The sequence below is a fragment of the Polaromonas sp. genome, assembly GCF_039930745.1.
In the GTDB taxonomy this organism is placed as follows: Bacteria; Pseudomonadota; Gammaproteobacteria; order Burkholderiales; family Burkholderiaceae_C; genus Polaromonas.
Map to the genome: position 1 here is coordinate 15178 of NZ_JBDTTH010000014.1, position 23961 is coordinate 39138.

General features: G+C 62.5%; 25 protein-coding genes. 21 read left to right on the forward strand and 4 right to left on the reverse strand.

All coding sequences use genetic code 11. From position 1 onward, the window contains the following. The first annotated feature begins 49 nt into the window (after nucleotides 1-49). Nucleotides 50-1084: an adenosine deaminase gene (locus ABI660_RS07170; RefSeq protein ID WP_348066350.1), complete on the forward strand. Its 1035-nt coding sequence runs from the start codon at nucleotides 50-52 to the stop codon at nucleotides 1082-1084. A gap of 42 nt (nucleotides 1085-1126) precedes the next feature. Here the strand turns inward: ABI660_RS07170 and ABI660_RS07175 are convergent, their stop codons facing one another. Further along, entirely contained in the window at nucleotides 1127-1906 is a 780-nt protein-coding gene (locus ABI660_RS07175; RefSeq protein ID WP_348066352.1) for a response regulator, read from the reverse strand. 125 nt (nucleotides 1907-2031) lie between these two features. On the opposite strand from ABI660_RS07175, the gene ABI660_RS07180 reads away from it, so the two are divergent. The 5 genes from ABI660_RS07180 to dcd all read left to right on the forward strand — a co-directional run bounded on the left by ABI660_RS07180 (nucleotide 2032) and on the right by dcd (nucleotide 7224). Further along, nucleotides 2032-2427, forward strand: a complete 396-nt coding sequence (locus ABI660_RS07180; protein ID WP_348066354.1) for a surface-adhesin E family protein — start codon at nucleotides 2032-2034, stop codon at nucleotides 2425-2427. Between the two features lie 382 nt (nucleotides 2428-2809). After that, a complete protein-coding gene (locus ABI660_RS07185; RefSeq protein WP_348066356.1) occupies nucleotides 2810-3886 on the forward strand; it encodes a BMP family ABC transporter substrate-binding protein in 1077 nt (358 codons plus the stop codon). Between the two features lie 319 nt (nucleotides 3887-4205). Next, the gene (gene guaD / locus ABI660_RS07190) at nucleotides 4206-5510 is read left to right on the forward strand and encodes a guanine deaminase (protein WP_348066358.1); all 1305 of its coding nucleotides are present in this window, start codon (nucleotides 4206-4208) and stop codon (nucleotides 5508-5510) included. 548 nt (nucleotides 5511-6058) lie between these two features. Then, nucleotides 6059-6433: an RNA-binding protein gene (locus ABI660_RS07195; protein ID WP_348066360.1), complete on the forward strand. Its 375-nt coding sequence runs from the start codon at nucleotides 6059-6061 to the stop codon at nucleotides 6431-6433. A 218-nt stretch (nucleotides 6434-6651) separates the two neighbouring features. Continuing rightward, on the forward strand, nucleotides 6652-7224 hold the full coding sequence (dcd, locus tag ABI660_RS07200; RefSeq protein WP_096663150.1) for a dCTP deaminase: 573 nt from the start codon (nucleotides 6652-6654) through the stop codon (nucleotides 7222-7224). 123 nt (nucleotides 7225-7347) lie between these two features. Here the strand turns inward: dcd and ABI660_RS07205 are convergent, their stop codons facing one another. Both ABI660_RS07205 and ABI660_RS07210 read right to left on the reverse strand, forming a co-directional pair. Beyond that, nucleotides 7348-7770, reverse strand: a complete 423-nt coding sequence (locus ABI660_RS07205; protein ID WP_348066362.1) for a universal stress protein — start codon at nucleotides 7768-7770, stop codon at nucleotides 7348-7350. 33 nt (nucleotides 7771-7803) lie between these two features. Beyond that, complete coding sequence (locus ABI660_RS07210) at nucleotides 7804-8247, reverse strand: universal stress protein (RefSeq protein ID WP_348066364.1); 444 nt, start codon at nucleotides 8245-8247, stop codon at nucleotides 7804-7806. A 107-nt stretch (nucleotides 8248-8354) separates the two neighbouring features. On the opposite strand from ABI660_RS07210, the gene ABI660_RS07215 reads away from it, so the two are divergent. The 11 genes from ABI660_RS07215 to ABI660_RS07265 all read left to right on the forward strand — a co-directional run bounded on the left by ABI660_RS07215 (nucleotide 8355) and on the right by ABI660_RS07265 (nucleotide 19503). Further along, entirely contained in the window at nucleotides 8355-10643 is a 2289-nt protein-coding gene (locus ABI660_RS07215; RefSeq protein WP_348066366.1) for a cation-translocating P-type ATPase, read from the forward strand. After that, nucleotides 10644-10781: a cbb3-type cytochrome oxidase assembly protein CcoS gene (ccoS, locus tag ABI660_RS07220; protein ID WP_348066368.1), complete on the forward strand. Its 138-nt coding sequence runs from the start codon at nucleotides 10644-10646 to the stop codon at nucleotides 10779-10781. It abuts the gene before it with no gap. Between the two features lie 64 nt (nucleotides 10782-10845). Next, nucleotides 10846-12279, forward strand: a complete 1434-nt coding sequence (ccoN, locus tag ABI660_RS07225; protein WP_348066370.1) for a cytochrome-c oxidase, cbb3-type subunit I — start codon at nucleotides 10846-10848, stop codon at nucleotides 12277-12279. A 15-nt stretch (nucleotides 12280-12294) separates the two neighbouring features. Next, nucleotides 12295-12924, forward strand: coding sequence for a cytochrome-c oxidase, cbb3-type subunit II (ccoO, locus tag ABI660_RS07230; protein WP_348066372.1), 630 nt, complete (start codon nucleotides 12295-12297; stop codon nucleotides 12922-12924). A 9-nt stretch (nucleotides 12925-12933) separates the two neighbouring features. Beyond that, nucleotides 12934-13071: a cbb3-type cytochrome c oxidase subunit 3 gene (locus tag ABI660_RS07235; protein WP_348066374.1), complete on the forward strand. Its 138-nt coding sequence runs from the start codon at nucleotides 12934-12936 to the stop codon at nucleotides 13069-13071. 99 nt (nucleotides 13072-13170) lie between these two features. Continuing rightward, the gene (gene ccoP / locus ABI660_RS07240; RefSeq protein WP_348066376.1) at nucleotides 13171-14091 is read left to right on the forward strand and encodes a cytochrome-c oxidase, cbb3-type subunit III; all 921 of its coding nucleotides are present in this window, start codon (nucleotides 13171-13173) and stop codon (nucleotides 14089-14091) included. Between the two features lie 13 nt (nucleotides 14092-14104). After that, complete coding sequence (gene ccoG, locus ABI660_RS07245) at nucleotides 14105-15535, forward strand: cytochrome c oxidase accessory protein CcoG (RefSeq protein WP_348066378.1); 1431 nt, start codon at nucleotides 14105-14107, stop codon at nucleotides 15533-15535. A gap of 33 nt (nucleotides 15536-15568) precedes the next feature. Then, nucleotides 15569-15844 (forward strand): FixH family protein, encoded by a 276-nt coding sequence (locus tag ABI660_RS07250; RefSeq protein WP_348066380.1) that lies wholly within the window; start codon nucleotides 15569-15571, stop codon nucleotides 15842-15844. A 26-nt stretch (nucleotides 15845-15870) separates the two neighbouring features. Further along, on the forward strand, nucleotides 15871-16152 hold the full coding sequence (locus ABI660_RS07255; protein WP_348066382.1) for a hypothetical protein: 282 nt from the start codon (nucleotides 15871-15873) through the stop codon (nucleotides 16150-16152). Nucleotides 16153-16271: 119 nt separating this feature from the next. After that, a complete protein-coding gene (locus tag ABI660_RS07260; protein WP_348066384.1) occupies nucleotides 16272-18791 on the forward strand; it encodes a cation-translocating P-type ATPase in 2520 nt (839 codons plus the stop codon). Nucleotides 18792-18873: 82 nt separating this feature from the next. Beyond that, on the forward strand, nucleotides 18874-19503 hold the full coding sequence (locus ABI660_RS07265) for a phosphoribosyltransferase family protein (RefSeq protein ID WP_348066386.1): 630 nt from the start codon (nucleotides 18874-18876) through the stop codon (nucleotides 19501-19503). Nucleotides 19504-19538: 35 nt separating this feature from the next. Here ABI660_RS07265 and ABI660_RS07270 read toward each other — a convergent pair whose 3' ends face one another. Continuing rightward, nucleotides 19539-20009 (reverse strand): universal stress protein, encoded by a 471-nt coding sequence (locus tag ABI660_RS07270; RefSeq protein ID WP_348066388.1) that lies wholly within the window; start codon nucleotides 20007-20009, stop codon nucleotides 19539-19541. Nucleotides 20010-20149: 140 nt separating this feature from the next. On the opposite strand from ABI660_RS07270, the gene ABI660_RS07275 reads away from it, so the two are divergent. The 4 genes from ABI660_RS07275 (at nucleotide 20150) to ABI660_RS07290 (ending at nucleotide 23779) form a co-directional block, all read left to right on the forward strand. Continuing rightward, nucleotides 20150-21616: a PAS domain-containing sensor histidine kinase gene (locus ABI660_RS07275; RefSeq protein ID WP_348066390.1), complete on the forward strand. Its 1467-nt coding sequence runs from the start codon at nucleotides 20150-20152 to the stop codon at nucleotides 21614-21616. After that, complete coding sequence (locus ABI660_RS07280) at nucleotides 21613-22257, forward strand: response regulator transcription factor (protein WP_348066392.1); 645 nt, start codon at nucleotides 21613-21615, stop codon at nucleotides 22255-22257. The genes ABI660_RS07275 and ABI660_RS07280 overlap by 4 nt, the downstream gene beginning before the upstream one ends. A gap of 103 nt (nucleotides 22258-22360) precedes the next feature. Continuing rightward, nucleotides 22361-23200 (forward strand): universal stress protein, encoded by an 840-nt coding sequence (locus ABI660_RS07285; RefSeq protein ID WP_348066394.1) that lies wholly within the window; start codon nucleotides 22361-22363, stop codon nucleotides 23198-23200. 174 nt (nucleotides 23201-23374) lie between these two features. After that, the gene (locus ABI660_RS07290) at nucleotides 23375-23779 is read left to right on the forward strand and encodes a response regulator transcription factor (protein WP_348066396.1); all 405 of its coding nucleotides are present in this window, start codon (nucleotides 23375-23377) and stop codon (nucleotides 23777-23779) included. Nucleotides 23780-23961: the final 182 nt, after the last annotated feature.

Below are 23961 nucleotides of genomic sequence, written 5' to 3' on the forward strand. Positions count from 1 at the left end.
GTTGTGCTTCAAGCTGCTTTAGTGCAGCTTTTTTGTTTTGGAATTTGCGATGAACCTCAAACCTGTTGCCTCGGACCGCTTGCCCGAGCTGTTGCGCCTGATGCCCAAGGCCGAGCTGCACATCCACATCGAAGGTTCGCTCGAGCCGGAGCTGATTTTTGCGCTGGCAAAGCGCAACGGCGTGGCACTCCCTTATGCCAATGTTGAGGCGTTGCGCAGTGCCTATGCATTCACCAATCTGCAGAGTTTTCTGGACATCTATTACGCCGGCGCCAGCGTGTTGCTGACCGAGCAGGATTTCTACGACATGGCCCGCGCGTATTTTCTGAAGGCTGCGGCTGACCATGTGGTTCATGCCGAACTGTTTTTTGATCCGCAGACCCACACGGCGCGCGGGGTCGGCATGGAGACGGTGGTCAAGGGGCTGCACCGCGCCTGCGTCGATGCGCAAGAGCTGGGCATCAGCGCAGCACTGATCATGTGCTTCCTGCGCCATCTCAGCGAGGAAGAAGCTTTCGAGACGCTGGAGCAGGCCCTGCCTTACCGAGACCTCATCATCGGTGTGGGGCTGGACTCCGGCGAGGTCGGCAACCCGCCCGAGAAGTTTGCGCGTGTGTTTGCACGCTGCCGCGAACTCGGCCTGCACCTGGTGGCGCATGCGGGCGAAGAGGGCCCGCCGGAATACATCTGGACAGCGCTAGACCTGCTCAAGGTCGAGCGTATCGACCACGGCGTGCAGGCCGCCAAAGACTCGGCGCTGATGCAGCGACTGGCGAAAGACCGCGTTGCGCTCACGGTGTGCCCGCTGTCCAACCTCAAACTGTGTGTGTTTCCGGACCTGGCGCAGCACAACCTGCGCCAGTTGCTGGATGCGGGGCTGGCTGCCACCGTGAACTCGGACGATCCGGCCTATTTCGGCGGCTACATGAACGACAACTTCACGCAGACTTTTGCTGCCACCGGCATGGATGCGCAGCACGCCTACACCCTGGCGCGCAACAGTTTTGAAGCAGGCTTTACCAGCGAGGCCGAAAAGCGCAGCCAGATCGAAGGGCTGGACGCCTGTTTTGAGTCTTTTCGCTAGCCCCTGCTTGTGCTCACCCGGCCAGTCACCGGACTGGCAGGCTCAAACCAGCGAGAGACCGGGCCCCTTGGGCTCGTCTGGCAGCCCGAGCACGGTACGCACCACGTGCATGAGCGCGTCAGCCTCGAAGGGTTTGGTGACATAGCCGTCTGCACCGCCAGCCAGGCCCTTGAGCACCGCCTCACGCGTGGCCTTGCCTGTCAGCATGATCACCGGCACATTCTTGAGCGAGGGGTGCTGGCGCAGCCGGAGCAGGATGTCGAAACCGTCGGCATCGGGCAGCACCACGTCGAGAAGAATCAGGTCGGGCACGGGGAGCTTACGGAATTCAGCAACGACTTCTGCCCGATTGCTCGCCAACCGGACCTGAAAGCCCTCAAAAGACAGGTAACTCTGGATGAACTTGGCCAACATGGGCTCGTCGTCCACCACGATCGCAGACAAACGCTCGCCCGGCTGCTTCGGGGGGGCCGGGCTGCGCGGCCTGGCGATTCGCACAAAATAGCCAGTTTTTTTCAGGGAGGCTGCCCCGGTGTCGGCTTCTGCCTCGTTCACTACAAATTGGTTCATCCGGGCGTTGAACTGTTCGGTAAAAGGGTCCACCTCTGCCAGCGTGATCAAGCCTCTGTCGCGCAGCGTCAGGGCCAGGCCATGGAACGCCGCCTCGCTCTCGGCGGCCATGCCGGCCCGCAGCTGTTTGAGCGTCAGTGATCCATCGATGCGGACCAGCAGCTCGATTTCTGCCGGCCCCAAGGTGGTCGCACCGCTGCGAAGCTCTTCCTGCCCGCGGGGAGTAAGCGTATAAACGTCGTTGTCATGCATATTCGCTGGCTTCCTTGGATGAGGTTTCCATTTTCCGCGATTATCTACCGCTTACGCCACGGCCTGTCACATTTGCTGACCACTCAAGCATACGCGTGTATGGAGAGGCTGCGCATCCCGTAGCGATGAAGGCGTGTGCCGTTCTCTTCGGGTTGCTGTGTCTGTGCACGGGGGCGGCGGCACAGTGGACCCCGGTGATGGTGGACCCGGCGGTCATTACCTACATCGACCGGACCACCCTGCGCGGAACGGGCGGCAAGGGCGGTCTGGTCAAGATGTGGTGGCTGATGGACTACCAGCTGGTGCAGATCATCGACGAAAAAGGATACTTCTCCCGCTTGCATCACAGCGAATTCGACTGCAGGCACCAGCGCTCGCGCCTGCTGTCCGTGGCCTTGCTGTCGCAGCAGATGGGCCTGGGTGAGACGGTGTTTGAAGACCCGGCGCCGCGCCGCTGGGAGCCGGTGGCCGGGCAGCCTTTTCAGCAGGCTTTGTTGGACATCGCCTGTATCAGTTACTAGCCGGTGATGTTGGCCCCCACGGTCGTTCGCTTCGCGTAACTCCCGAGGCCTTGCAGGCCGCGGCTCGCGAGACGCTTCGCCTCTGTCGCCTGTCCAAAGCTGCTCAAGCAGCTTTGGAGCCGCAGGCTCCAGCCCCTCGGTGGCCGCTGCGCCTGCGGGCCGGCAAAGCCGGACCCGCGGTGGATTTAGCCCCCACGCTCCCTCGCTGCGTGTGGGTCGCTGCCCCCCGAGGGGGCGCTGCGCCTGCGGTCTGGCAAAGCCAGTCCCGCGGCCCCTGCTTGTAAAGAGAAGGGGATGACTCCCGGCTAAAATAGCTTTTCACCCGCGTGCTGTCCCGGCGCGCTGGTGTTTTTTGTTTTCCGGGGCCATGTAGAGGACCACCATGTATAAAAACCTCGCTGCCGCGCTCGCGGCCGCCTGTTTTATTTCTCCCGTTTTTCCCCAAACGCCTCTGCCCGCCAAAGAGCCTTTGAAGATCGGCTTCGTTTATGTTGCGCCGCTGACCGAAGCCGGCTGGGTGCGCCAGCATGAGGAAGGCCGCAAGGCCGTCGAGTCGACGCTGGGCGACCGGGTGAAAACCACCTATGTTGAAAACGTTCCGGAAGGCGCTGACGCCGAGCGCGTGATCCGCGACCTGGCCAGCCAGGGCCACCGCCTGATCTTCACACCCAGCTTCGGCTACATGGAGCCGACACTGAAGGTGGCGAAAGACTTCCCGGACGTGAAATTCGAGTCCATCACTGGCTACAAGACCGCAGCCAATGTGGCGGTCGCCAATGCGCGTTATTACGAGGGCCGTTACCTGGCCGGCATCGCCGCCGGCCGTCTCGCGTCCAGCGCCGGTTATGTCGCGGGCTTTCCCATCCCCGAGGTGATCCAGGGCATCAATGCCTTTACGCTGGGTATGCGGTCGGTCAATCCAAAGGCTGAAGTAAAGGTGGTCTGGCTGGGCGCCTGGTTTGACCCGCCGCGCGAGCGCGATGCCGCAATGACGCTCTTTAACCAGGGCGTGGAAGTGATCGCCTTTCACACCGGCTCGACGGCGGTGATGAGCGCGGCGCAGGAGCGCGGCAAGCTGGCGATTGCCTACCATTCGGACATGCGCAAGGTGGCGCCCGACGCTCAGCTGCTGGCCGTGACCCACCGCTGGGGCGACTACTACACTCGGCGCGCGCAGGCGGTGCTGGACGGCAGCTGGAAAAGCGGCGCCGTCTGGGGCGGTGTGAAGGAGGGCATGATCCGCGTCGACGGCTTTGGCCCCAAGGTGCCTAAAAAAGTGGCTGACGAGGTACTGGCGCGGCAGAAGGACATCGCCGCAGGCAAGCTGCGGCCCTTTGCCGGCCCGATCACCGACAACGAAGGTCAGCAGGTGCTGGTCGCCGGCAAGGTGTTGAGCGACGAGCAGATCCTGGGAATGAACTTCCTGGTGCAGGGCGTGCAGGGCAAGCTGGCCAAATAAACCTTATGCGGGCCGGCATATCGCCGGACGCCGCAGCTGCGGTAACCTAGGGCCTGCTCACACTATTTATGCAAGATGCGTTGCGAGTCAAAAAGGTCATGCGCGAGGCGAAAAATGCAGCCGGGCTGGAGCCCGGCAAGGCTTTGCAACGCTGCGCATGGCCTTTTTGGCCGCAACCCGGAGGGAACGGGGTGAAAACAACGCCACTCGGCGTTGCGCTCCTAACCCAGACACCCGGTCTGGGTGTCGTCGCGCGCCTTGATTGGCGCTGTTTTCATCACGTTCGCACTTGTATAAATAGTGTGAGCAGGCCCTGAGCATGAAAGCTTGGCGCGCCTCCGTTCTTTCCTTTCCCCATCCGGGGCAAGCTCACCTGGAAACCGACGGCCTGCTGGTGGTCGGCCCGGACGCCGCTGGCCGCCAGGTCGTGCAGGCCGTGGGCAGCTACAGCGCGCTGGCGCCGCGCTTTCCCGGTCTGGACATTACCCACCTGCCTGGGCGCATCATCGCGCCGGGTTTTGTGGACATGCACATCCACTACCCGCAGCTCGACGTCATCGGCTCGCCCGCTGACGGTTTGCTCCCGTGGCTGGAGAATTACACCTTTCCGCATGAAAGCCGTTTTTCGGATGCGGCGCACAGCAACGAGTCGGCGACGTTCTTCGTGGATGAATTGCTGCGCCACGGCGTGACGACGGCGCTGGCCTTTGCCACCTCGCACCCGGCATCGGTGAACGCGCTGCTCGGCGAGGCCCAGCGCCGCAGCCTGCGCATGATTGCCGGCAAGGTGCTGCAGGACCAGCACTCGCCGGATGGCGTGCGCGATGAAACCGAGCAAAGCCTGCTCGACACCGAGGCGCTGATCACGCGCTGGCACGGGGTGGACCGGCTCGGTTATGCCATCACGCCGCGGTTTGTACCCAGCTGCAGCGAAGCGCAGTTGCGTGGTGCGGGTGAGCTGGCCGCCAGATACGCCGACGTGTGGATCCAGTCGCATGTGGCCGAGAACAGGGACGAGATCGCCTGGGTGCGCGCGCTGTATCCGCAGGCACGCAGCTACCTCAGCGTGTATGAGCAGTTCGGCCTGCTGCGGCCGCGCGCCGTGTATGCTCACTGCATCCACATCGACGACGAGGATCGCACGCTGATGCGGGCCACCGGCACGGCCGCGGCCGTCAGCCCGACCAGCAACCTGTTTCTGGGCAGCGGGTTTTTTGATTACGCCGCCGCCGAGCGTGCGGGCTTTCTGTACGGACTGGCCAGCGATGTGGGCGGTGGCACCAGTTTCAGCCCGTTTCACACCATGCTCGCCGCGTATTACGTGGGCCGGGAAGGGCAGACCAAGCCCGGCGTGTCGCTCAAGCCGCAGCAGCTGTGGTGGCAGCACACCGCAGGCGCTGCGCGTGCACTGGGCCTGGAGGGTGTGGTGGGCAACCTGCTGCCCGGCTGTGAGGCCGATTTTGTGGTGCTCAACCCTCAGGCCACACCATTGCTGGCGCGCAAGACCGCGCAGGCCGGCAGCCTGGACGAGCTGTTGTTTGCCTTGATCGTGCTGGGCGACGACCGGGTGATTGAACGCACTGTGATTTCGCAGGTACAGACGGCCCGAGGCCTGAGGGCCTGAGAACCGCTGTTTTCAAGAGAAATAAGCCTCCAGCCTTTATGGGGCGGGCGCAAGCAGCTATCAAAATTAGAGCGCCCTGAGGGCGCAGATCGAGAGATTTCTCTGACTCGAGATGCCATTCATGGGCGCTTCGTCTGTGCGACTGTGCCACGACAGACTTGGCAGGTGCACAGATAGCCAAGCGCCAATCCCCAATCGGGAGTAAAATACATGCGCTGTTGCAATTTGCTTACCTTGCAGCAGCTGTAGTCTGACACGGTCCGTGGCACCTCATTGCCGCTCCGCACCTTTTGGCCGATAGTTCCGGCCCTCCCGGTCGTCAAACTCCCCCAGCGGCGAGCTTCACCCCCGGTCTCTTTTTCCCCTCCCGACCGAATTTATGACCTGAGCCAGGTTCCGGATTGACCTCCGGTACAGGGACTCTCCGTCCACCTGCACGCTGGCTCCGGCCAGGCGTCAGTTTCCTTGACCGGTTTTTTAACCAAAGCCGTCATACCCGCTTCGTGCGTTTGATTCAAGTGCGCAAGCTTTTTTTGAAAGGTCCCAAAATGGGCAAAAAACTTTACGTCGGCAACCTCTCCTACTCGGTGAACGACGATTCCCTGCAACAACATTTCTCCGAATTTGGCACGATCTCGTCGGCCAAAGTCATGATGGACCGCGACAGCGGCCGCTCCAAGGGCTTCGGCTTTGTGGAGATGTCCAGCGACGCGGAAGCCCAGGCAGCCATTAGCGGCATGAACGGCAAGTCCGTTGATGGCCGTGACATGGTGGTCAATGAAGCCCGTCCCATGGAGCCGCGCACTGGCGGCTTCGGTGGTGGTGGCGGTGGCGGCGGTCGTCGCGAAGGCGGCGGCGGTGGTTATGGCGGCGGCGGCGGTGGTGGCGGCGGCTACGGCGGTGGCGGACGCAACAACTACTGAAGTCTTCACCTCAGTTGAAAAAACCGGCATCCCTGCCGGTTTTTTTTCGCCTGGCGCAACCATGCCCCGGAAGGCGTGCGAGCATTGGATTTAATGCTGAATCGGCCTCCAGCACTCGATGGACGGGCGCAGTCAGCTATCAAATGCATAGTGATATGTGGCCAGCCAGATCGTCCAGCGGCTTGCCTACAATCGAGTCCAACTGAGGAAACTTTGGCATGAGCATCAAAAGCGACAAATGGATACGCCGCATGGCCGAGACCACCGGCATGATCGAGCCCTTCGAGCCGGGCCAGATCCGCGAGAGTGAGGGCAGGAAAATCATCAGCTACGGCACCAGCAGCTATGGCTACGACATCCGTTGCGCACCCGAGTTCAAGGTGTTCACCAACATCCACAGCACGGTGGTTGACCCGAAGAATTTCGATGAAAAAAGTTTTGTCGACTTCCATGGCGACAGCTGCATCATTCCGCCCAACAGCTTTGCGCTGGCCCGCACGCTGGAATACTTCCGCATCCCGCGCAATGTGCTGACCATCTGCCTGGGAAAAAGCACCTATGCCCGCTGCGGCATCATCGTCAACGTCACGCCTTTCGAGCCCGAATGGGAAGGGTATGTGACGCTGGAGTTTTCCAACACCACGCCGCTGCCGGCCAGAATTTACGCCGGGGAAGGCTGCGCGCAGGTGCTGTTCTTCGAGAGCGACCCCGACGACGTCTGCGAAGTCAGCTACAAGGACCGCGGCGGGAAGTACCAGGGGCAGGTCGGGGTAACGTTGCCCAAGGCCTGAGCTGTCAGCGGGTCTCGAAGCGTTCGCAATCGCCATGAAAAAAGCCGACACAGTCGGCTTTTTTTGATGCAGCGTACGGTTTATCCGGCTGAACGCAACGGTGATTAACCGTGTTTGCTATTTCTACTTGACCAGCAGAACGGGAATTTCCGAATCAGTGATCACGCGCTGCGCCACGCTGCCCATGACGGCGCGGCCGAGAATGCCGTGACCGTGGGTGCCCATGACAATCATGTGGGCCTTCTCGCGCTTTGAAGCGCGCGCGACTTCCGCTGCAGGAGAGCCTGAAACCCAGGTGGTGCGGTAGTGCAGCTTGTGGCGTTTGAGGAATCGCTCGATGGGGTCCAGCACCTTTCTGGCTTCGTCTTCGTAGTAGGAGTTGACGGTGCTGGCACCCACCATACCCCTGACGCGCGGCGGAACCGGCGGCTGCACATTGAGTACCACCACCTCATCGTCGGGGCCGGCCAGGCTTTCATGCGTGACAAGAAAAGCCAGGGCCTTTTTGGTGTATTTGCTGCCGTCGGCGGCGAAGAGGATTCTCATTTTTCTTTTCTCCTTGTACTTGATGGAACCAGTTTAGCGCAGCACCAGCACCGGAACGCTGCTGTGCGTCAGCACATGCTGGGTTTCGCTGCCCAGCAAAATGCGTTTGATGCCTTTGCGTCCATGGGAGGCCATGACGACCAGGTCACATTTCTGCTTTTTCACGGCGCTGATGATCGATTCGGCCACCAGGTCGGAAGACGCGATGACCGCCCTGGCCTTGATGCCTTCGCCCTGTGCCGCGAGTTTGACGGCTTCCACCACGGCCTTGCCTTTGTCCGCCCATTGTTTCTCGGTGCGGGCCACGTCCTGCGACGAAATGGTGACACCTCCTTCGAAATAGCTGACCGGGTACCGGGGTACCACGTAGAGCGCGACCAGCTCCGCGCCAACAGCGCTGGCCAGATCAATGGCGCTGCGCACGGCCTTCTTCGAAAGCGTGGAACCGTCGGTAGCGACGAGGATGCGTTTGTACATGGCGTGTTCTCCTGGGTTGATGCGACGTTTGCAGCTTAGGGCTGGCATTGTCCCGCACGCTTGATCCATGTCAAGCGGGCGCTCCTGTCCGACGGTAGGCTTGCTCCATGCAAACTGCCACCCTTTTGGTCGATAGCGGCGCCGCTCGGCAGGCCTCGCGCTGGTCCGCGCTGGACGACCGTGCCGAGTGGGAAGGTTTCAGCCGTCCGCTGCCCGGGCGGCCGGGCCTCTGGGAGTCCTACCTCGCGATCGAGGGCATGCATTGTGCGGCCTGTTCGCTCACCGTCGAAGAGGTGCTGCAAAAACTCCCCGGCGTCGAAAGCGTGCAGGTCAACGGTGCTAGCGCCGTGGCCCGTGTGGCCTGGGCACCCGGCCAAGGCCGGCCCTCGGCCTGGCTTGCCGCATTGCAGCGCGCCGGTTATGGCGCCTTGCCCGCGGGCGACATGCTGACTGCGGCGCCACGTATCCAGGCCCAGCGCATGATGCTCTGGCGCTGGCTGGTCGCGGGCTTTTGCATGATGCAGGTGATGATGTATGCCTTCCCGGCTTACATTGCCGAGCCAGGTGATATCTCGGCCGAAGCGCAGGGCCTGCTGCGCTGGGCCTCCTGGGTGCTGACCTTGCCGGTGGTGCTGTTTTCCTGCTGGCCATTTTTTTCCGCGGCAATGCGCGACCTGCGCAACCGGCGCATAGGCATGGACGTGCCGGTGGCTCTTGGCATCCTCATCGCGTTCGGTGCCAGTTCGGCCGCCACCTTCGATCCGGCCTCGCCCTGGGGTGGCGAGGTCTGGTACGACTCGGTCACCATGTTTGTGTTTTTCCTGCTGTCCGGGCGTCTTCTTGAGCAGCGTTTGCGTGACCGCACTGCCGGCGCGCTGGAAGCACTGATGCGCAACCTGCCCGACAGCGTGGAGCGGCAGGGCGCCGATGGTGTGTTTGAGCGCGTTCCGGTGCGCCGCCTCGCTTCCGGTGACCTGATCCGCCTCTTGCCCGGTGATGTGGTTCCGGCCGACGGCACAGTGACGGCGGGTGAAAGCCAGGTTGACGAAGCGCTGCTCACCGGCGAATCCACGCCACTGCAGCGGCGCACCGGCAGTGCGGTGATTGCCGGCAGTCACAACCTGAGCGGCATGCTCATGGTGCGGGTGGAGCGCGCCGGTGGGGACACGCGTTATGCCGCGATGGTGGCGCTCATGGAGCAGGCCTCGGTGCAGAAGCCGCGGCTGGCGCGCATTGCCGACCGTATGGCCGGACCTTTTGTTTTGCTGGTGTTGCTGGCCAGCGCAGCTGCGGCGTTCTGGTGGTGGCCCAGCGATCCGGCGCATGCGATCAGCGTGGCCGTGGCGGTGCTGATCGTCACCTGCCCCTGCGCGCTGTCACTTGCCACACCGGCCGCAACGCTGGCCGCTGCGGGTGCGCTCGCACGGCGCGGTGTGCTGGTGCGCCGGCTGGAGGCGCTTGACAGCTGTGCGGCGGTGGACACGGTGGTGTTCGACAAAACAGGCACACTCACCGAGGACCGCATGACCGTGCGCGTCGGCCGGACCCGTGAGGGCCTTGACCCGGCGCAGGCCTTGCGGATGGCGGCTGCGTTGGCGCAGCATTCCCTGCATCCCCTGTCTCGGGCGATTGTTCAGGCTGCCGGCGCTGCGTCCGGGACCGCGACTGAGGTCACCGAGGTTCCCGGCCAAGGGCTGCAGGGTCGCGTTTCTTCTTCCGGGGTGGGCGCACAGCCACGCGCCATGCGGCTAGGGTCGGCTGTCTTTTGCGACATACCGCCGTTTGTCCAGGCTGCCAACGGCCCGCAGGTGCATTTGTCGGATGAAGCCGGCTGGCTCGCCAGTTTCGACATGGACGAGGCCTTGCGGCCGGAAGCCAAGACATCCGTGGATGCACTGCGGGCTCTGGGTCTGCAAGTGCAACTGCTCTCGGGTGACCTGATAGCCGCTGTGGCGCGGCTGGCTTCACGCGCAGGCATCGACGAAGCCCACGGGCAGCACACGCCGGAAGCCAAACTGGCTCATGTGCGTGGGCTGCAGCAGCGCGGCCGGCGTGTGGCCATGGTTGGCGACGGCATGAACGACGGGCCGGTGCTGGCCTGCGCCGACGTGTCTGTTGCCATGGGCCAGGCTGTGCCGCTGGCACAGGCCAGATCTGACTTCATTGTGGTGGGCGGCCAGCTGGCAGCCGTGCCTGCGTTGCTGCGGCACGCGCACCGCACCCATGCCATCGTGCGCCAGAACCTGTGGTGGGCAGCCTTGTACAACGCCGTGTGCGTGCCGCTGGCCATTCTCGGCTTCATGCCGCCCTGGCTGGCCGGTCTGGGCATGGCGGCCAGCTCGCTGCTGGTGGTGCTCAATTCAGCGCGGCTGGCCCGCATGCAGGAGGCTTTCTGAATGGACATTCTTTATCTTCTGATTCCCCTGTCCGTCATGCTTGCGCTGCTGATCATCGCCGGACTGGGCTGGGCTGTCTGGCGTGGGCAGTTCGATGCACTGGAACAGGAAGGCGAGCGAATTCTGCGTTCAGATTGACTTTCATCAACTCAGACCCTCCTCACGGCAGGGACACTTGAAGCATCACGTAAACAGGTGCTTCATGAACGACAAACAAACATCCGCCGCGATCTACGACGACACCGTCGTTCGGCAGTTTTCCCTGATGGCCGTGGTCTGGGGCGTGGTGGGCATGCTGGTGGGGCTGTTCATTGCCGCCCAGCTGGCCTGGCCCGAACTCAACTTCGGCATTCCCTGGCTCAGCTACGGACGCCTGAGGCCTTTGCACACCAACGCCGTGATCTTCGCCTTCGGCGGTTGCGCATTGATCGGCAGCAGCTATTACGTGGTCCAGCGCACCTGCCATGTGCCGCTGTTTGCCCGCAAGCTGGCTTCGTTCACGTTCTGGGGCTGGCAGGCGGTGATTGTCGCCGCGGCGGTCAGCCTGCCGCTGGGTTATACCCAGGGCAAGGAATACGCGGAACTCGAATGGCCGATTGACATCCTGATCACGCTGGTGTGGGTGGCCTATGCCATTGTTTTCTTCGGCACCATCGGCATGCGCAAAGTCAGGCATATCTATGTCGCGAACTGGTTTTACGGTTCCTTCATCCTTGCCGTGGCAATCCTGCATATCGTCAACAGCGCAGCGGTGCCGGCGGACTGGATGAAATCCTACTCGGCTTATGCCGGTGTGCAGGACGCGATGATCCAGTGGTGGTACGGGCATAACGCCGTTGGCTTCTTTCTGACCGCCGGCTTCCTCGGGATGATGTATTACTTCGTTCCCAAGCAGGCCGAGCGTCCGGTCTATAGCTACCGGCTGTCCATCGTTCACTTCTGGGCACTGATCTTCACCTACATGTGGGCGGGTCCACACCACCTTCACTACACCGCCTTGCCAGACTGGACACAGTCGGTCGGCATGGTGTTCTCGCTGATCCTGCTGGCACCCAGCTGGGGCGGCATGATCAACGGCATCATGACGCTGTCCGGTGCCTGGCACAAGCTGCGTGATGACCCGGTGCTGCGCTTCATGATCGTGTCGCTGTCCTTCTACGGCATGAGCACATTCGAAGGCCCGATGATGTCCATCAAGACCGTCAATGCGCTGTCGCATTACACCGACTGGACCGTGGGCCATGTGCATTCGGGTGCGCTGGGCTGGGTGGGGCTCATTTCGATGGGCACGCTCTATTACATGATCCCGCGTCTCTTTGGCCAGAAGCAGATGTATTCGGTCAAGGCCATCGAGGCGCATTTCTGGATAGCCACCATCGGCATCGTGTTCTACATCGCCGCGATGTGGATCGCCGGGGTGATGCAGGGCCTGATGTGGCGCGCCATCAACGCGGACGGCACGCTGACCTACACCTTTGTCGAGTCGGTCAAGGCGACGTATCCCTTCTATGTGGTCCGCGTGATCGGCGGCGTGCTCTACCTGAGCGGCATGCTGATCATGGCCTGGAATACCTGGATGACCGTGGCCGGAGGACGCTCGGTCAACGTCATGGTGCCCGCACCTGTCCACGCCTGAAGAAAGCCCTATTCCATGACTGAAAAAAACACCTCCACCGCCGGCTTCACACACGAGAAGGTCGAGACCAATAATTTCCTGATGATCGTGCTGATCCTCCTGGTGATTGCCGTGGGCGGCCTGGTCGAAATCGTGCCGCTGTTCTTCCAGAAGTCCACCACCGAGCCGATCCAGGGCATCAAGCCCTATTCGGCGCTGCAACTGGCCGGGCGCGACATCTATGTTCGCGAAGGCTGCTACAACTGCCATTCGCAGATGATCCGGCCCTTCCGCGCAGAAACACTGCGCTACGGCCATTACTCGGTGGCCGGCGAGTTTGTCTATGACCACCCCTTCCAGTGGGGCAGCAAGCGAACCGGGCCCGACCTGCATCGCGTGGGCGGCAAATACAGCGACGAGTGGCACCGCATTCACCTGACCAATCCGCGTGATCTGGTGCCCGAGTCCAACATGCCGGCCTACCCCTGGCTCGAGAAGAACACGGTCAATCCCGCTGGCATGGCGCCTCGCATGAAGGCCTTGCGCATGGTCGGCGTTCCCTACACCGATGCGGAGGTCACGCAGTCGGCCCAGGACGTTGCCAGCAAAACCGAAATGGATGCCCTGGTTGCCTATCTGCAGGTGCTGGGCCGGACGCTCAAATAAGGAAACATCATGGACGTGACCACCCTGCGAATCATCGCCACCCTGGTGAGCTTTGCCACTTTCATCGGTATCTGGTACTGGGCTTTTTCGAGCCGCAACAAGGCACGCTTCGACGAGGCTGCCCGCCTCCCGTTCGAGCAGGATTGAACGGAACAGGCCCATGGACAACCCCATTCACATTTACATTTTTTCGTTGACCTCCGGGCCGGCTACCACCGGTGCCGAGGCGACAGCGCAGGAGACCTCATGAGCGATTTCAATGCAAACTTCTGGTCGGTGTATGTCGCCGTCCTGACCCTGGTCAGCATTGTGGCCTGTCTGCTGCTGCTCTGGATCACCGCCCGCAAGAAGATGGTGGCTCGCAGCGACAACACCACGGGCCACGTCTGGGACGGCGACCTGCGCGAGATGAACAACCCCATGCCCCGATGGTGGATGTGGATGTTCGTGTTGAGCATCGTCTTCGGCCTGGCTTACCTGGTGATTTATCCCGGCTTGGGCAGTTATGGCGGCCAGTTGGGCTGGAGCACCCGCGGCGAGTACACCGCCGAGATGGAGCGCGCCAACAAGGATCTGGAGCCGCTGTATGCCCAGTTCACAGCCAAGCAGCCTCCCGAACTGGCCGCAGACCCGGTGGCAATGGCCGTGGGTGAGCGCCTGTTCATGAACAACTGCGCGCAATGCCATGGCTCGGATGCGCGCGGCAGCAAGGGCTTTCCCAACCTGGCAGACACCGACTGGCTGCACGGCGGCCAGCCGGAGAAAATTGCAGAGACGCTGAAGGCCGGTCGGCAGGGCAATATGCCGCCCATGGCAGCGGCTGTTGGGACGCCCGATGACGTCAAGAATGTGGCGAACTACGTGCTCAGCCTGTCCGGCAGCCCGCACGACTCCGTGCGTGCGCAACTTGGCAAGGCGAAATTCACCGCCTGCGCCGCCTGCCACGGCATGGACGGCAAGGGCAACCAGGCGCTGGGTGCGCCTAACCTGACCGACGACATCTGGCTGCACGGCTGGGGTGAACAGGCCATTGTCGCCATGATCAACAAGGGCAAGATCAACGAGATGCCGGCGCAGACCGGCAAGTTGACCGAGGCACAGATCCAGGTACTGACCGCTTACGTCTGGGGCCTTTCGAACAAGCCTGTCCCTGCGGCAAAACTCTGAACCGGAGGGTCGCTTGCAACCATCGTCCGTCCGCAAGATCATTCCCATCGTTCCCGTGGGAGGCGACGACACGTCTGAGTCCTTGTACGAATCGCAGAAGAAGATCTATCCAAGATCGGTCAGTGGCCTGTTCTCGCGCTGGCGCTGGGGCTTTGTCTTCCTGACCCAACTGGTGTTCTACGGCCTTCCTTGGCTGGAATGGGGCCAGCGGCAGGCTGTGCTCTTCGATCTGGGCGCGCGCAGGTTTTACATCTTCGGCCTCGTCCTTTACCCGCAGGATTTCATTTACCTGACCGGCCTGCTGGTTGTCAGCGCGCTGTCGCTGTTTCTTTTCACGGCCGTGGCGGGACGCCTGTGGTGCGGCTTTGCCTGCCCGCAGACGGTGTACACCGAAATCTTTCTCTGGATTGAACGCAAGGTGGAGGGCGACCGTAGCGCGCGCATGCGGCTGGACAGTGCACCGCTGTCGGCACAAAAACTCGCCAAGAAGTGGCTCAAGCACCTGCTCTGGATCAGCCTGGCCATGTGGACCGGCTTGACCTTTGTGGGCTTCTTTTCGCCGATCCGCGAACTGGGCATGGATTTCCTGCAGATGGACATCGGGCCATGGGAAGCGTTCTGGGTATTCTTCTACGGCTTTGCAACTTATGGCAATGCCGGTTTCATGCGCGAGCAGGTGTGCAAATACATGTGTCCCTACGCGCGCTTCCAGAGCGCCATGTTCGACCGCGACACGCTGATCGTGAGCTACGACACAGCGCGAGGCGAGCCGCGCGGCGCCCGCTCGCGCAAGGCGGATGCGTCGGCCCTGTCATTGGGCGCCTGCGTGGATTGCACCCTGTGTGTGCAGGTGTGCCCGACCGGCATCGACATTCGCGAAGGCTTGCAGTACGAATGCATAGGATGCGCGGCCTGTGTTGACGTCTGTGACACAGTCATGGACAAGATGAACTACCCGCGGGGCCTCGTCCGCTTCAGTACCCAGGCGGCGATGGCGAACAAGTGGAGCGGTCCGGAAATCGTCAAACGTGTGCTGCGCCCGCGTGTGCTGGTATATGGTGCCGTGCTGCTCGCCTTGTGCGTGGGCCTGCTCTGGAGCCTGGTAGCGCGTACGCCCCTCAAGGTAGACGTGGTGCGCGACCGCGCCGCGCTGTCCCGCATTGTTGCCGGGGGCAAGCTCGAAAACGTCTACCGCCTGCAGATCATGAATGCCACCGAGCAGCCGCAGCGCTACCGTATCGCCGCCGCCGGGCTGGAGGGCCTGGCGCTGGCATCGGATGCCGAGGTCGATGTCGGTCCGGCGGAGTCGCGCTGGGTTGCGGTGCGCTTGCAGATTCCCTATGGGTCGGCCACCCCCGGCTCGCATCCGATCGTGTTCAGCATAGGTGATGCAGCAGGTCAGTCCCATCTGGCTGAGAAGTCGGTATTTCTCGTTTCGCGCTGACGGAACAGGCATCAACAGATTCAAGGAACCGTCATGAACCCCATGCTTCAAACGCCACCGGTGGTCACTCCTCCCTGGTGGAAACACGGCCACGTCTGGCTGCTTATTGCCGGGCCAGCCGCCGTGGTTGTGGCTGGTTTCGCCACTGCGTGGATAGCTGTCAGCTACCCGGATCCGGTGGTGGCTGAAGACTATTACCGCCGCGGCGTCGAGATCAACAAGACGCTGGCGGCGCAGGACAAGGCCTTGATGCCAGCCGTGCAGGGCCGCAACCATGCGGCCACGCCTCCTGCCATTGGTGCTCGCTGATTCATACGTATTCCAAGGAGACCGCCATGTGGAGCCAGAAATTGATGTGGATTGCGTGGCCCGCCTTCCTGGGTGCGTGCGCGCTGGAACTGCTGGTTTTTGCCATGCTTGACCCGGGTGACCTCCATTGGTCGGGTGAGCCGCTGCGCCTCTCGCGCCAGGGCGTGTATACCGCTGCATTTTTTGTGTTCTGGGCGATCTGCACGGTCTCCAGTGCGCTGACCAACCTGCTTGGCATGTCATCGGCTGAGGTCAATCGCTGCCCCATGCTTCCGGGTGAACGACCGGACAACTGCCGGCCGCAATAGCCTTTGCGACAGATCAAGCCGGGCTGGACGCCTGGGCTTAGGCTGGCGTCATGGTACAAGACCGGCATCCGCCAACCTCCAGGGGACTGCCTCAGGCGACCCAAGCGACCCAAAGATCTTTGGAGGGGCTGACCCAGGAAGAGGCGTACGCAAGACTTCTTGCTGATGGCCCCAACACATTGCCGGGCAGTGTACCCAAGCCGCTGCTGCGCATTGCCGCTGGTGTGGTACTGGAGCCGATGTTTCTGATGTTGCTCGCTGCAGGGACGGTCTACCTGTTGATCGGCGATACGGCCGAAGCAATTTTTTTACTGGGTTCGGTGTTTGTCATCATCGGCCTCGCGCTGACCCAGGAACGCAAGACACAGCGCTCCCTGGAGGCCTTGCGTGATCTGTCGGCTCCGCGTGCCATGGTGATCCGCGCGGGGCGCGAGTTGCGCATCTCGAGCGGCGAGGTGGTCCGTGGTGACTTGCTCGTGTTACACGAGGGCGACCGGATTGCAGCGGACGCGGTGCTGCTGCAAGGTCAGCTGGGCACCGACGAATCCCTGCTGACCGGTGAAGCCGTACCTCAGGAAAAATTGCCGGGGGCTGCTGATCTGGCGATGGAAATGCCCGGAAGCGATGCCCATTCCTTCCTGTTCGCAAGTACCGTTGTTACGCGCGGTGTGGGTGTCGCCTGCGTGCGTGCTACGGGTGCACACACGGCAGTCGGGCGCATTGGTGCGGCGCTGGCATCCACTGCGCTGGTTCCTTCGCAGCTGCAGCAGGCTTCACGAAGGATAGTGCGGCGGCTGGCCATGCTGGGACTGGGGCTGGCTGTGGCGTTGGTTCTGCTGGGTTGGCTGTGGGACGGGCGTTCGCTGCTGGAGAGCGTGCTGCTGGGTGTGGCGCTGGCAATGGCTGTATTGCCGGAGGAAATTCCGGTGGTTCTCACGGTATTTCTGGCCCTCGGTGCGTGGCGGCTGTCGCGTCAGCAGGTCCTGACCAGACGGACAACCGCTGTAGAAACGCTAGGAGCCATCACGGTGCTGGCGGTGGACAAGACCGGGACCCTCACTCTCAACCGCATGGACGTGGCGCAGCTCTGGGTGGCGGGTGCGCATTTCCCGGGTGATGCAGATGACGTGCTTCCTGGAGCATTTCATGAACTGGTGGAATTTGCTCTGCTGGCCACGCCAGTTGATCCTTTCGACCCGATGGAGAAGGCTATACGCGGCTTCGGGCAGAGGTATCTGGCCGGCACCCAGCATGTGCACGCAGACTGGAGACCGGAGCATGCCTACCCGCTGTCGCCCGATATTCTGGCGATGACGCATGTGTTCCCCGCCAGCGACCCGGGGTGCCATTTACTCGCCACCAAGGGAGCGCCCGAAGCCATAGCAGACCTGTGTCATCTTTCTTCTCTGGAGCAGCAAGCCATTGAACGGCAGGCGCAGGGCATGGCGGGCCAAGGCATGCGCTTGCTGGGCGTGGCGAAAGGGCAGTGGGTCGGTGGAAGCTGGCCAGCGAGCCAGCATGATTTCACTTTCACATTTCTGGGGCTGGTGGGGTTGGCTGATCCCCCGCGGCCCGAGGTTCCCGCCGCGGTGGCAGCCTGTCAAGCCGCCGGCATACGCATCATCATGATGACAGGCGACCATCCCGCGACGGCGCGTGCCATTGCACGCCAGGTCGGGCTGCCAGGCGAGGGAGATGTATTGACGGGTCCCGAGATGGCTTCCATGGACGATGACAGCTTGTCTCAACGACTCGGACGGGTCCATCTCTGTGCGCGGCTGGTGCCGGAACACAAACTCCGGCTGGTGCAGTTGCTTCAAAAGGCCGGAGAGACGGTGGGCATGACCGGTGATGGCGTCAATGACGCCCCGTCCCTGAAAGCGGCGGACGTGGGCATCGCCATGGGTGAGCGCGGTACCGATGTGGCGCGGGAAGCGGCAGCCATCGTACTGTTGGACGACAGCTTCGCCAGCATCACTGCGGCCATTCGCCAGGGGCGGCGCATCTTCGACAACATCGGTACCGCGACGCGTTTTATCTTCGCGGTGCATGTGCCTGTGGTTGCGCTTGCATTGGCCCCCGTCCTTTTTCACTGGCCCTTGCTGCTTCTTCCTGTGCAGATCGTGCTGCTGGAATTGCTGATCGACCCGGCCTGCTCCATCGTGTTTGAAGCCGAACCCGAGGCAACTGACCTCATGACCCGACCGCCGCGAGCCCGTGATGCGTCGCCGTTTTCCGCAGACAACATTGTTTATGCGCTCGGGCAGGGACTGGGTGTAGCGGTTCCTCTGCTGGGCGGCGCATGGGTCTTGGGTCTTTGGGGGTGGGGGGAGACTGCCGTTCGTGCGACCGTCTTCGTGTCCCTCGTATTGGGGGTGTTCCTGCTGGTGCTGGCCAACCGTGATTTGCGAAAACCCATTGCTGACAGCCTGCTCTGGTCAAATCCCTGGGTGGCCCGAATGTTTGTGGCTGTTGTCGCGATGCTGGTGCTCGCGCTGGGTGTACCCTGGCTGCGGCAGGTCATGGGTTTTGTTGTCCCATCTGCGGCTGCTCTGGGCGCTTCGGCAGTCATGTTGCTGTTCGCAGCCCTGTGGCTCGAATGCTGGCGGCGCCTGGCCGAGCCCCAGATGCGGCGATGACTGGGGCGTTGACTTCGGTCAACCCTTCCAGACAGCGTTTGCCCTAGGCTCTAGCCAAACATCATGAGAGTCCAGAAACGCCATGTTTGCTGATCGGTTGGCTGCCGGGTATGCCTTGTCCCTGAGACTTCCTGCTTATGCGGGACGCAGCGATGTGCTTGTGCTGGCCTTGTCGCCCGGGGGAGTGCTGGTGGGAGGGGAAGTGGCCACCGCCCTGCGCGCCGGGCTGGACTTTCTGTTGGTGTGCAAACTCGGCGTGCCGTATCACCCCGGGCTGACCCTGGGAGCCATTGCCAGCGGCGGTGCGTGTTACATCGATCCCCAGGCCGTGGCCGGCAGCGGCCTGACGCAGCAGCAGCTGGAGCAACTCATTACGGCCGAAAGCGCCGAACTGACACGGCGCGATGCGAGTTATCGGGGTTCGCGGCTGCCTGTGCCCATCGAAGGCCGCACGGTAATCGTGGTCGATGACGGCTTGGTAACCGGAGCTTCGATGTGCGCTGCCTTGATGGCCCTGCGAGCTTCCAAGCCGGCGTGGATCGTGGTGGCGGTACCGGTTGCGCCTCCTGGCGCCCAGGAGCGTATCGGGACGGCTGCCGATGAATTTGTCTGCGCCCTGAGTCCTCCGGATTTCAGCCGCATCGGGCAGTACTACCGGAACTTCGAACTTCCCGGCGACGAGGAAGTGCGCGCCTTGCTGGCCGGCGGCTGAGGCGGCCAGCTGCCGCATTCCCCACCGCGTGCGCTTCAGCCTGGTTTGGGTTTGCTGCTCTCAGCCGAGCGAACGACGAGAACAGGCACGGGTGCCTGCCGGAGGATCTGTTCGGCGCCGCTGCCCAGCAAGGCGCGGCCAACGCCACGCCGCCCATGCGTGCCCAGGACGATCAAGTCGGCGTTCCACGCCCGGGCTGCCTCTGCAATTACCTCGGGAAGCCGTTCACCAAGCTTGTCGAACAGCACCGAATCGGCTTGCACACCGGCCGCTTTGGCGATGTCCAGGCCATCATGCAGGATGCGGTTTCCGGCCTCCTGCATGATCCCGAGCAGATCGCCCGAATATCCCCCGAACTGCTCGTAGCCGGCAAGATAGGTCAGATCCTCTATCACGTGTGCCAGCCGTACGCTGCCACTGCCTTCTCTGGCGAGCTGCAGCGCGGTTACCAGGGCCTTGTTAGAGGTTTCGCTTCCGTCCACGGGTACGAGTATTCGCTTGTACATGACCGCTCCTTGGGGTTCCATATAAAAACTCCAGTTTGAACGGAGCGCTGGGCAGGGGGTTGATGTGAGTCAACCGTCTCCGGCTATTCCTTCACGGCCTGAGGGGCAATGACTACTTTTGCTGATTGCTACACTGGGCCATGTTTTCCCCCCTGATAGACAGCCTTGATGCGAATTCCCGGGCCTATAAGCCGGGCAGTGCGGCCGCGTTGCTGGCGGGTGTGCTCGACTCGGCCATGGACGCCATCATCACGGTGGACGAACAGCAAAAGATCATTCTGTACAACCGCGCAGCCGAAAAGATTTTCGGCTGGCCCCGCCAGGATGTTTTGCAGCAGTCCCTTGAGCGGCTGATTCCCGACCGCTTCCGGCAAGACCATGCCCGGCATGTGGCGCGTTTTGGAACCACCGGGGCGACATCCAGGCGCATGGGTACGCTCAATGTCATTTATGGCCTGCGCGCCAACGGCGAAGAGTTTCCCCTGGATGCGTCCATCTCCCATCTGGACACGCCCGACGGGAAACTTTTCACCGTGATTTTGCGTGACATCACGGAACGGCTGCGTGCCCAGGAAGAGCACTTGCGGCTCGCAGCCCTTCTGGACTCGGCCATGGACGGGATCATCACCGTGAACGAGGCGCTGTCCATCGTGCTGTACAACCGCGCGGCCGAAAAAATCTTTGGCTGGCCCGGCGAGCAGGCCTTGGGGCAGTCCTTGAACAAGCTGATACCCGAACGCTTCCGTGCCGGCCACGGGGCGCATATACGGCGCTTCTCGGCAACCGGCGTGACGTCCAGACGCATGGGTGATGGCACCGTGATTTACGGCTTGCGCGCCAGCGGCGAAGAGTTTCCCATGGATGCCTCGATCTCCCAGCTCGACACGGGCGACGGAAAGCTTTACACGGTGATCCTGCGCGACGTCACCGAACGCGTGCGTTCTCAGGAGGAACGCACTGCCTTCGCCGCAGCCGTCAATGTGGCGCGTGAGGAGGAGAAAACCCGCGTTGCGCGGGAGTTGCACGACGAACTGGCGCAATCCATGACTGCGCTGAAGATGGACACGATCTGGCTGCGCGACAACACGCTTTCCGCGTCCGGCGCTACAGCCAAGCTCTCGGACATGCTGGCCATGGTGGACGGCATGGTGGCTTCAACGCGGCGCATTGCTGCAGACCTGCGCCCCTTGCTGCTTGACGACCTGGGCCTGCTGGCGGCGATTGAGTGGCTGGTTCACAATTTCATCCAGCGCACCGGCGTAGCCTGTACGCTTTCGGCGGACGAAGACCTGGAGCTTCAGGAGCCCTACGCCACGGCGGTCTTCCGGATCGTGCAGGAGGCCCTGGCCAATGTGGCCAAACACGCCGGCGCAACCGAAGCCACTGTGCTGATTGACACGCTCCCCGGCGCGATCTCGCTGACGGTGCGCGACAACGGCCGTGGCTTTGTCACCGAAGCGCCGCGCAAACCGCAGTCGCTGGGGTTGATGGGTTTGCAGGAGCGTGCGCTGCTGCTCAAGGGATCTGTCGGCATTCACAGCGCGCCGGGGCAGGGCACCCGTGTCGAGGTGAGTATTCCATGGCCTGAAGGAGAGCACGCCCCATGATCAGTATCGTGATTGCCGATGACCATGCGATCGTTCGCGAGGGTCTCAAACGCATCGTCTCGTCGGCGGATGACCTGCGTGTGGCGGGTGAGGCGGCAGACGGAACGGAGGTCATGCAGCGCGTGCGCGAATCCGACTTCGACGTGCTGGTGCTGGACCTGTCCATGCCTGGCCGCAGCGGCATGGAACTGATCAAGCTGGTGCATGCCGAGAAGCCCAAGCTGCGCATTCTCGTGCTCAGCATGCACCAGGAACTGCAGTACGCCGTGCGCGCCATCAAGTCCGGTGCCAGCGGCTACCTGACCAAGGAGAGTGCGCCGGCGCAACTGAAGCAGGCCATACGTAAGATCGCCGCAGGCGGTGCCTTCATCAGCGCTGAGGTGGCGGAGCAGCTGGCGCTGAGCGCCATGCCGGGCGGGACTTCCGCGCCGCACGAGTCGCTGTCGAATCGCGAGTTCGAAGTGTTTCGCCTGATCGCGGCCGGCGTATCCGTGACGGACATTGCCACCCGCCTGAAGCTTTCCGTCAAGACCATCAGCACCCACAAGGCCAACCTGATGCAGAAGATGGGGCTGCAAAACCAGAGTGACCTGATCCGTTACGCCATCAAACACGGCGTGTCGGACCCGCTGGAGCCTTGACCCTGCCTTGACCCTGTTTCCGAGGGGGGCTTGACTTCTGTCAAGCCGGCGGTGCTGCATGTCCCCTAAGGTGAAGGGATCGCAATGACCAAGGAGGCGACCCATGACGACTTCCCTGAAGCAACTGCTGGTTCACCTGGACGCTACGCCTCAGGCAGCGCAACGCCTGGAGGCGGCGTGCCGCATCGGGCAGGTGCACGGCGCCGCCGTCACGGCGCTTTATGCGGTGACGCCCAGTTTTGTGGCGTTGCCCTTTGCACCGGAGATTGGGTCGGGCGTGGCGGCGTCCCTGCATGAGCTGGACGAAGAATTGCATACCCGGGCCCGGGCTGCATTTGACAAGGCGCTGGCGGCACCCGGCATGAAGGCGGCATGGGCCGAAGTGGACAACGATCCCGTCATGGGTGTATTTGCCCAGCAGGCGCTGTACGCAGACCTGCTGGTGCTGGGGCAAGCAACCCCGGCGGGAGAACGGGCAGACGGCGTGCCCGCCGATTTTGTCGAGTCGGTGCTGGTATCCAGTGGCAAGCCGGCCCTGGTTCTGCCCTACATCGGCGCCCCGTCCATCATCGGCGAGACGGTGGTGGTGGCCTGGAAACCGACGCGAGAGGCGGCCCGCGCCGTCAGCGCTGCCTTGCCCTTGCTGCAGCGGGCCGCGCAGGTGCATATCCTGTCCTGGTCGGACGGAGATGAGGCGGTCGGCGGTGAAGGCCTGAGCCTGGGTGGCTACCTTGCGCTGCACGGCGTGAAGGCCATCTGGCATCGGGAAACACAGGTGCCCGATCTGCTCGGCGAGCTGCTCCTTTCGCGTGCCTTTGACCTGGAGGCCGATCTGCTGGTGATGGGGTGTTATGGCCACAGTCGCGCGCGCGAATGGGTGCTGGGCGGTACGTCCCGTACGGTGCTGCGCTCCATGACCTTGCCGGTGCTGATGGCGCATTGAAGTTGCAGCGGCAGCGCCGGCCCACGGCCCCGCGGCTGGTGCTAAAGCCCACCTCGCACTAGGAATATTCCTAGTGGCACTCGGAGGCGCGGCGCCTCTTATCCGGACTTCTCCGAGGGCTTCATTCAGCCGCAGCCTATGGTTTGCGGCACTGGCTCCGGCGACAGTAGAGCCATGTCTCAAAGCCAGGTCCCCGTCAAAGTTTTTCTCGCCGACGACTCGGCCCCGATCCGGGATCGCGTCGCCGCGATGCTTGAAACCAGCGCCATCGCATTGGTGGGCCAGGCCGGGACACCACAGGCATCCATAGACGGCATCCTGGCCACTTCACCCGATGTGGTGGTGCTGGACGTCCAGCTCGAAGGCGGCCAGGGCCTGGAGGTTCTGCGCGCCATTCGCCAGGCAGCGCCGGTCGTCGCTTTTGTGGTGTTCAGCAGCAACTCCGGCCCGGCTTACCGGAAACGGTATGCCGCCGAAGGCGCCATGGCATTTCTCGATAAGAACACCGAATTTGACCAGCTCGTGGACGTCGTCATAAAAGCGTCGCGGCATGGAGCTGCACTGATTCCGACTCACTGAAAGACAACGCCATGCCCAGTGCCCCCCTCGTCACCATCAGACGACCCGTGTCCGACTTTGTGAAAGCCATCGCGAAGGGTGAGTGTGCCAGCGCACAGACCGCTGCTGCTCCAAGGGCGCACCCTGTCCTCAGGAGGGGGGATCCAACGTGTGCACTGTCCTTGCACGTCAGTCATCACTTG

Bases quoted from the DNA above. Each gene is read 5' to 3' on its own strand.
- ABI660_RS07170 (WP_348066350.1), top strand. From the start codon at position 50: ATGAACCTCAAACCTGTTGCCTCGGACCGCTTGCCCGAGCTGTTGCGC.
- ABI660_RS07175 (WP_348066352.1), bottom strand. From the start codon at position 1,906: ATGCATGACAACGACGTTTATACGCTTACTCCCCGCGGGCAGGAAGAG.
- ABI660_RS07180 (WP_348066354.1), top strand. From the start codon at position 2,032: ATGAAGGCGTGTGCCGTTCTCTTCGGGTTGCTGTGTCTGTGCACGGGG.
- ABI660_RS07185 (WP_348066356.1), top strand. From the start codon at position 2,810: ATGTATAAAAACCTCGCTGCCGCGCTCGCGGCCGCCTGTTTTATTTCT.
- guaD (WP_348066358.1), top strand. From the start codon at position 4,206: ATGAAAGCTTGGCGCGCCTCCGTTCTTTCCTTTCCCCATCCGGGGCAA.
- ABI660_RS07195 (WP_348066360.1), top strand. From the start codon at position 6,059: ATGGGCAAAAAACTTTACGTCGGCAACCTCTCCTACTCGGTGAACGAC.
- dcd (WP_096663150.1), top strand. From the start codon at position 6,652: ATGAGCATCAAAAGCGACAAATGGATACGCCGCATGGCCGAGACCACC.
- ABI660_RS07205 (WP_348066362.1), bottom strand. From the start codon at position 7,770: ATGAGAATCCTCTTCGCCGCCGACGGCAGCAAATACACCAAAAAGGCC.
- ABI660_RS07210 (WP_348066364.1), bottom strand. From the start codon at position 8,247: ATGTACAAACGCATCCTCGTCGCTACCGACGGTTCCACGCTTTCGAAG.
- ABI660_RS07215 (WP_348066366.1), top strand. From the start codon at position 8,355: ATGCAAACTGCCACCCTTTTGGTCGATAGCGGCGCCGCTCGGCAGGCC.
- ccoS (WP_348066368.1), top strand. From the start codon at position 10,644: ATGGACATTCTTTATCTTCTGATTCCCCTGTCCGTCATGCTTGCGCTG.
- ccoN (WP_348066370.1), top strand. From the start codon at position 10,846: ATGAACGACAAACAAACATCCGCCGCGATCTACGACGACACCGTCGTT.
- ccoO (WP_348066372.1), top strand. From the start codon at position 12,295: ATGACTGAAAAAAACACCTCCACCGCCGGCTTCACACACGAGAAGGTC.
- ABI660_RS07235 (WP_348066374.1), top strand. From the start codon at position 12,934: ATGGACGTGACCACCCTGCGAATCATCGCCACCCTGGTGAGCTTTGCC.
- ccoP (WP_348066376.1), top strand. From the start codon at position 13,171: ATGAGCGATTTCAATGCAAACTTCTGGTCGGTGTATGTCGCCGTCCTG.
- ABI660_RS07250 (WP_348066380.1), top strand. From the start codon at position 15,569: ATGAACCCCATGCTTCAAACGCCACCGGTGGTCACTCCTCCCTGGTGG.
- ABI660_RS07255 (WP_348066382.1), top strand. From the start codon at position 15,871: ATGTGGAGCCAGAAATTGATGTGGATTGCGTGGCCCGCCTTCCTGGGT.
- ABI660_RS07265 (WP_348066386.1), top strand. From the start codon at position 18,874: ATGTTTGCTGATCGGTTGGCTGCCGGGTATGCCTTGTCCCTGAGACTT.
- ABI660_RS07270 (WP_348066388.1), bottom strand. From the start codon at position 20,009: ATGTACAAGCGAATACTCGTACCCGTGGACGGAAGCGAAACCTCTAAC.
- ABI660_RS07275 (WP_348066390.1), top strand. From the start codon at position 20,150: ATGTTTTCCCCCCTGATAGACAGCCTTGATGCGAATTCCCGGGCCTAT.
- ABI660_RS07280 (WP_348066392.1), top strand. From the start codon at position 21,613: ATGATCAGTATCGTGATTGCCGATGACCATGCGATCGTTCGCGAGGGT.
- ABI660_RS07285 (WP_348066394.1), top strand. From the start codon at position 22,361: ATGACGACTTCCCTGAAGCAACTGCTGGTTCACCTGGACGCTACGCCT.
- ABI660_RS07290 (WP_348066396.1), top strand. From the start codon at position 23,375: ATGTCTCAAAGCCAGGTCCCCGTCAAAGTTTTTCTCGCCGACGACTCG.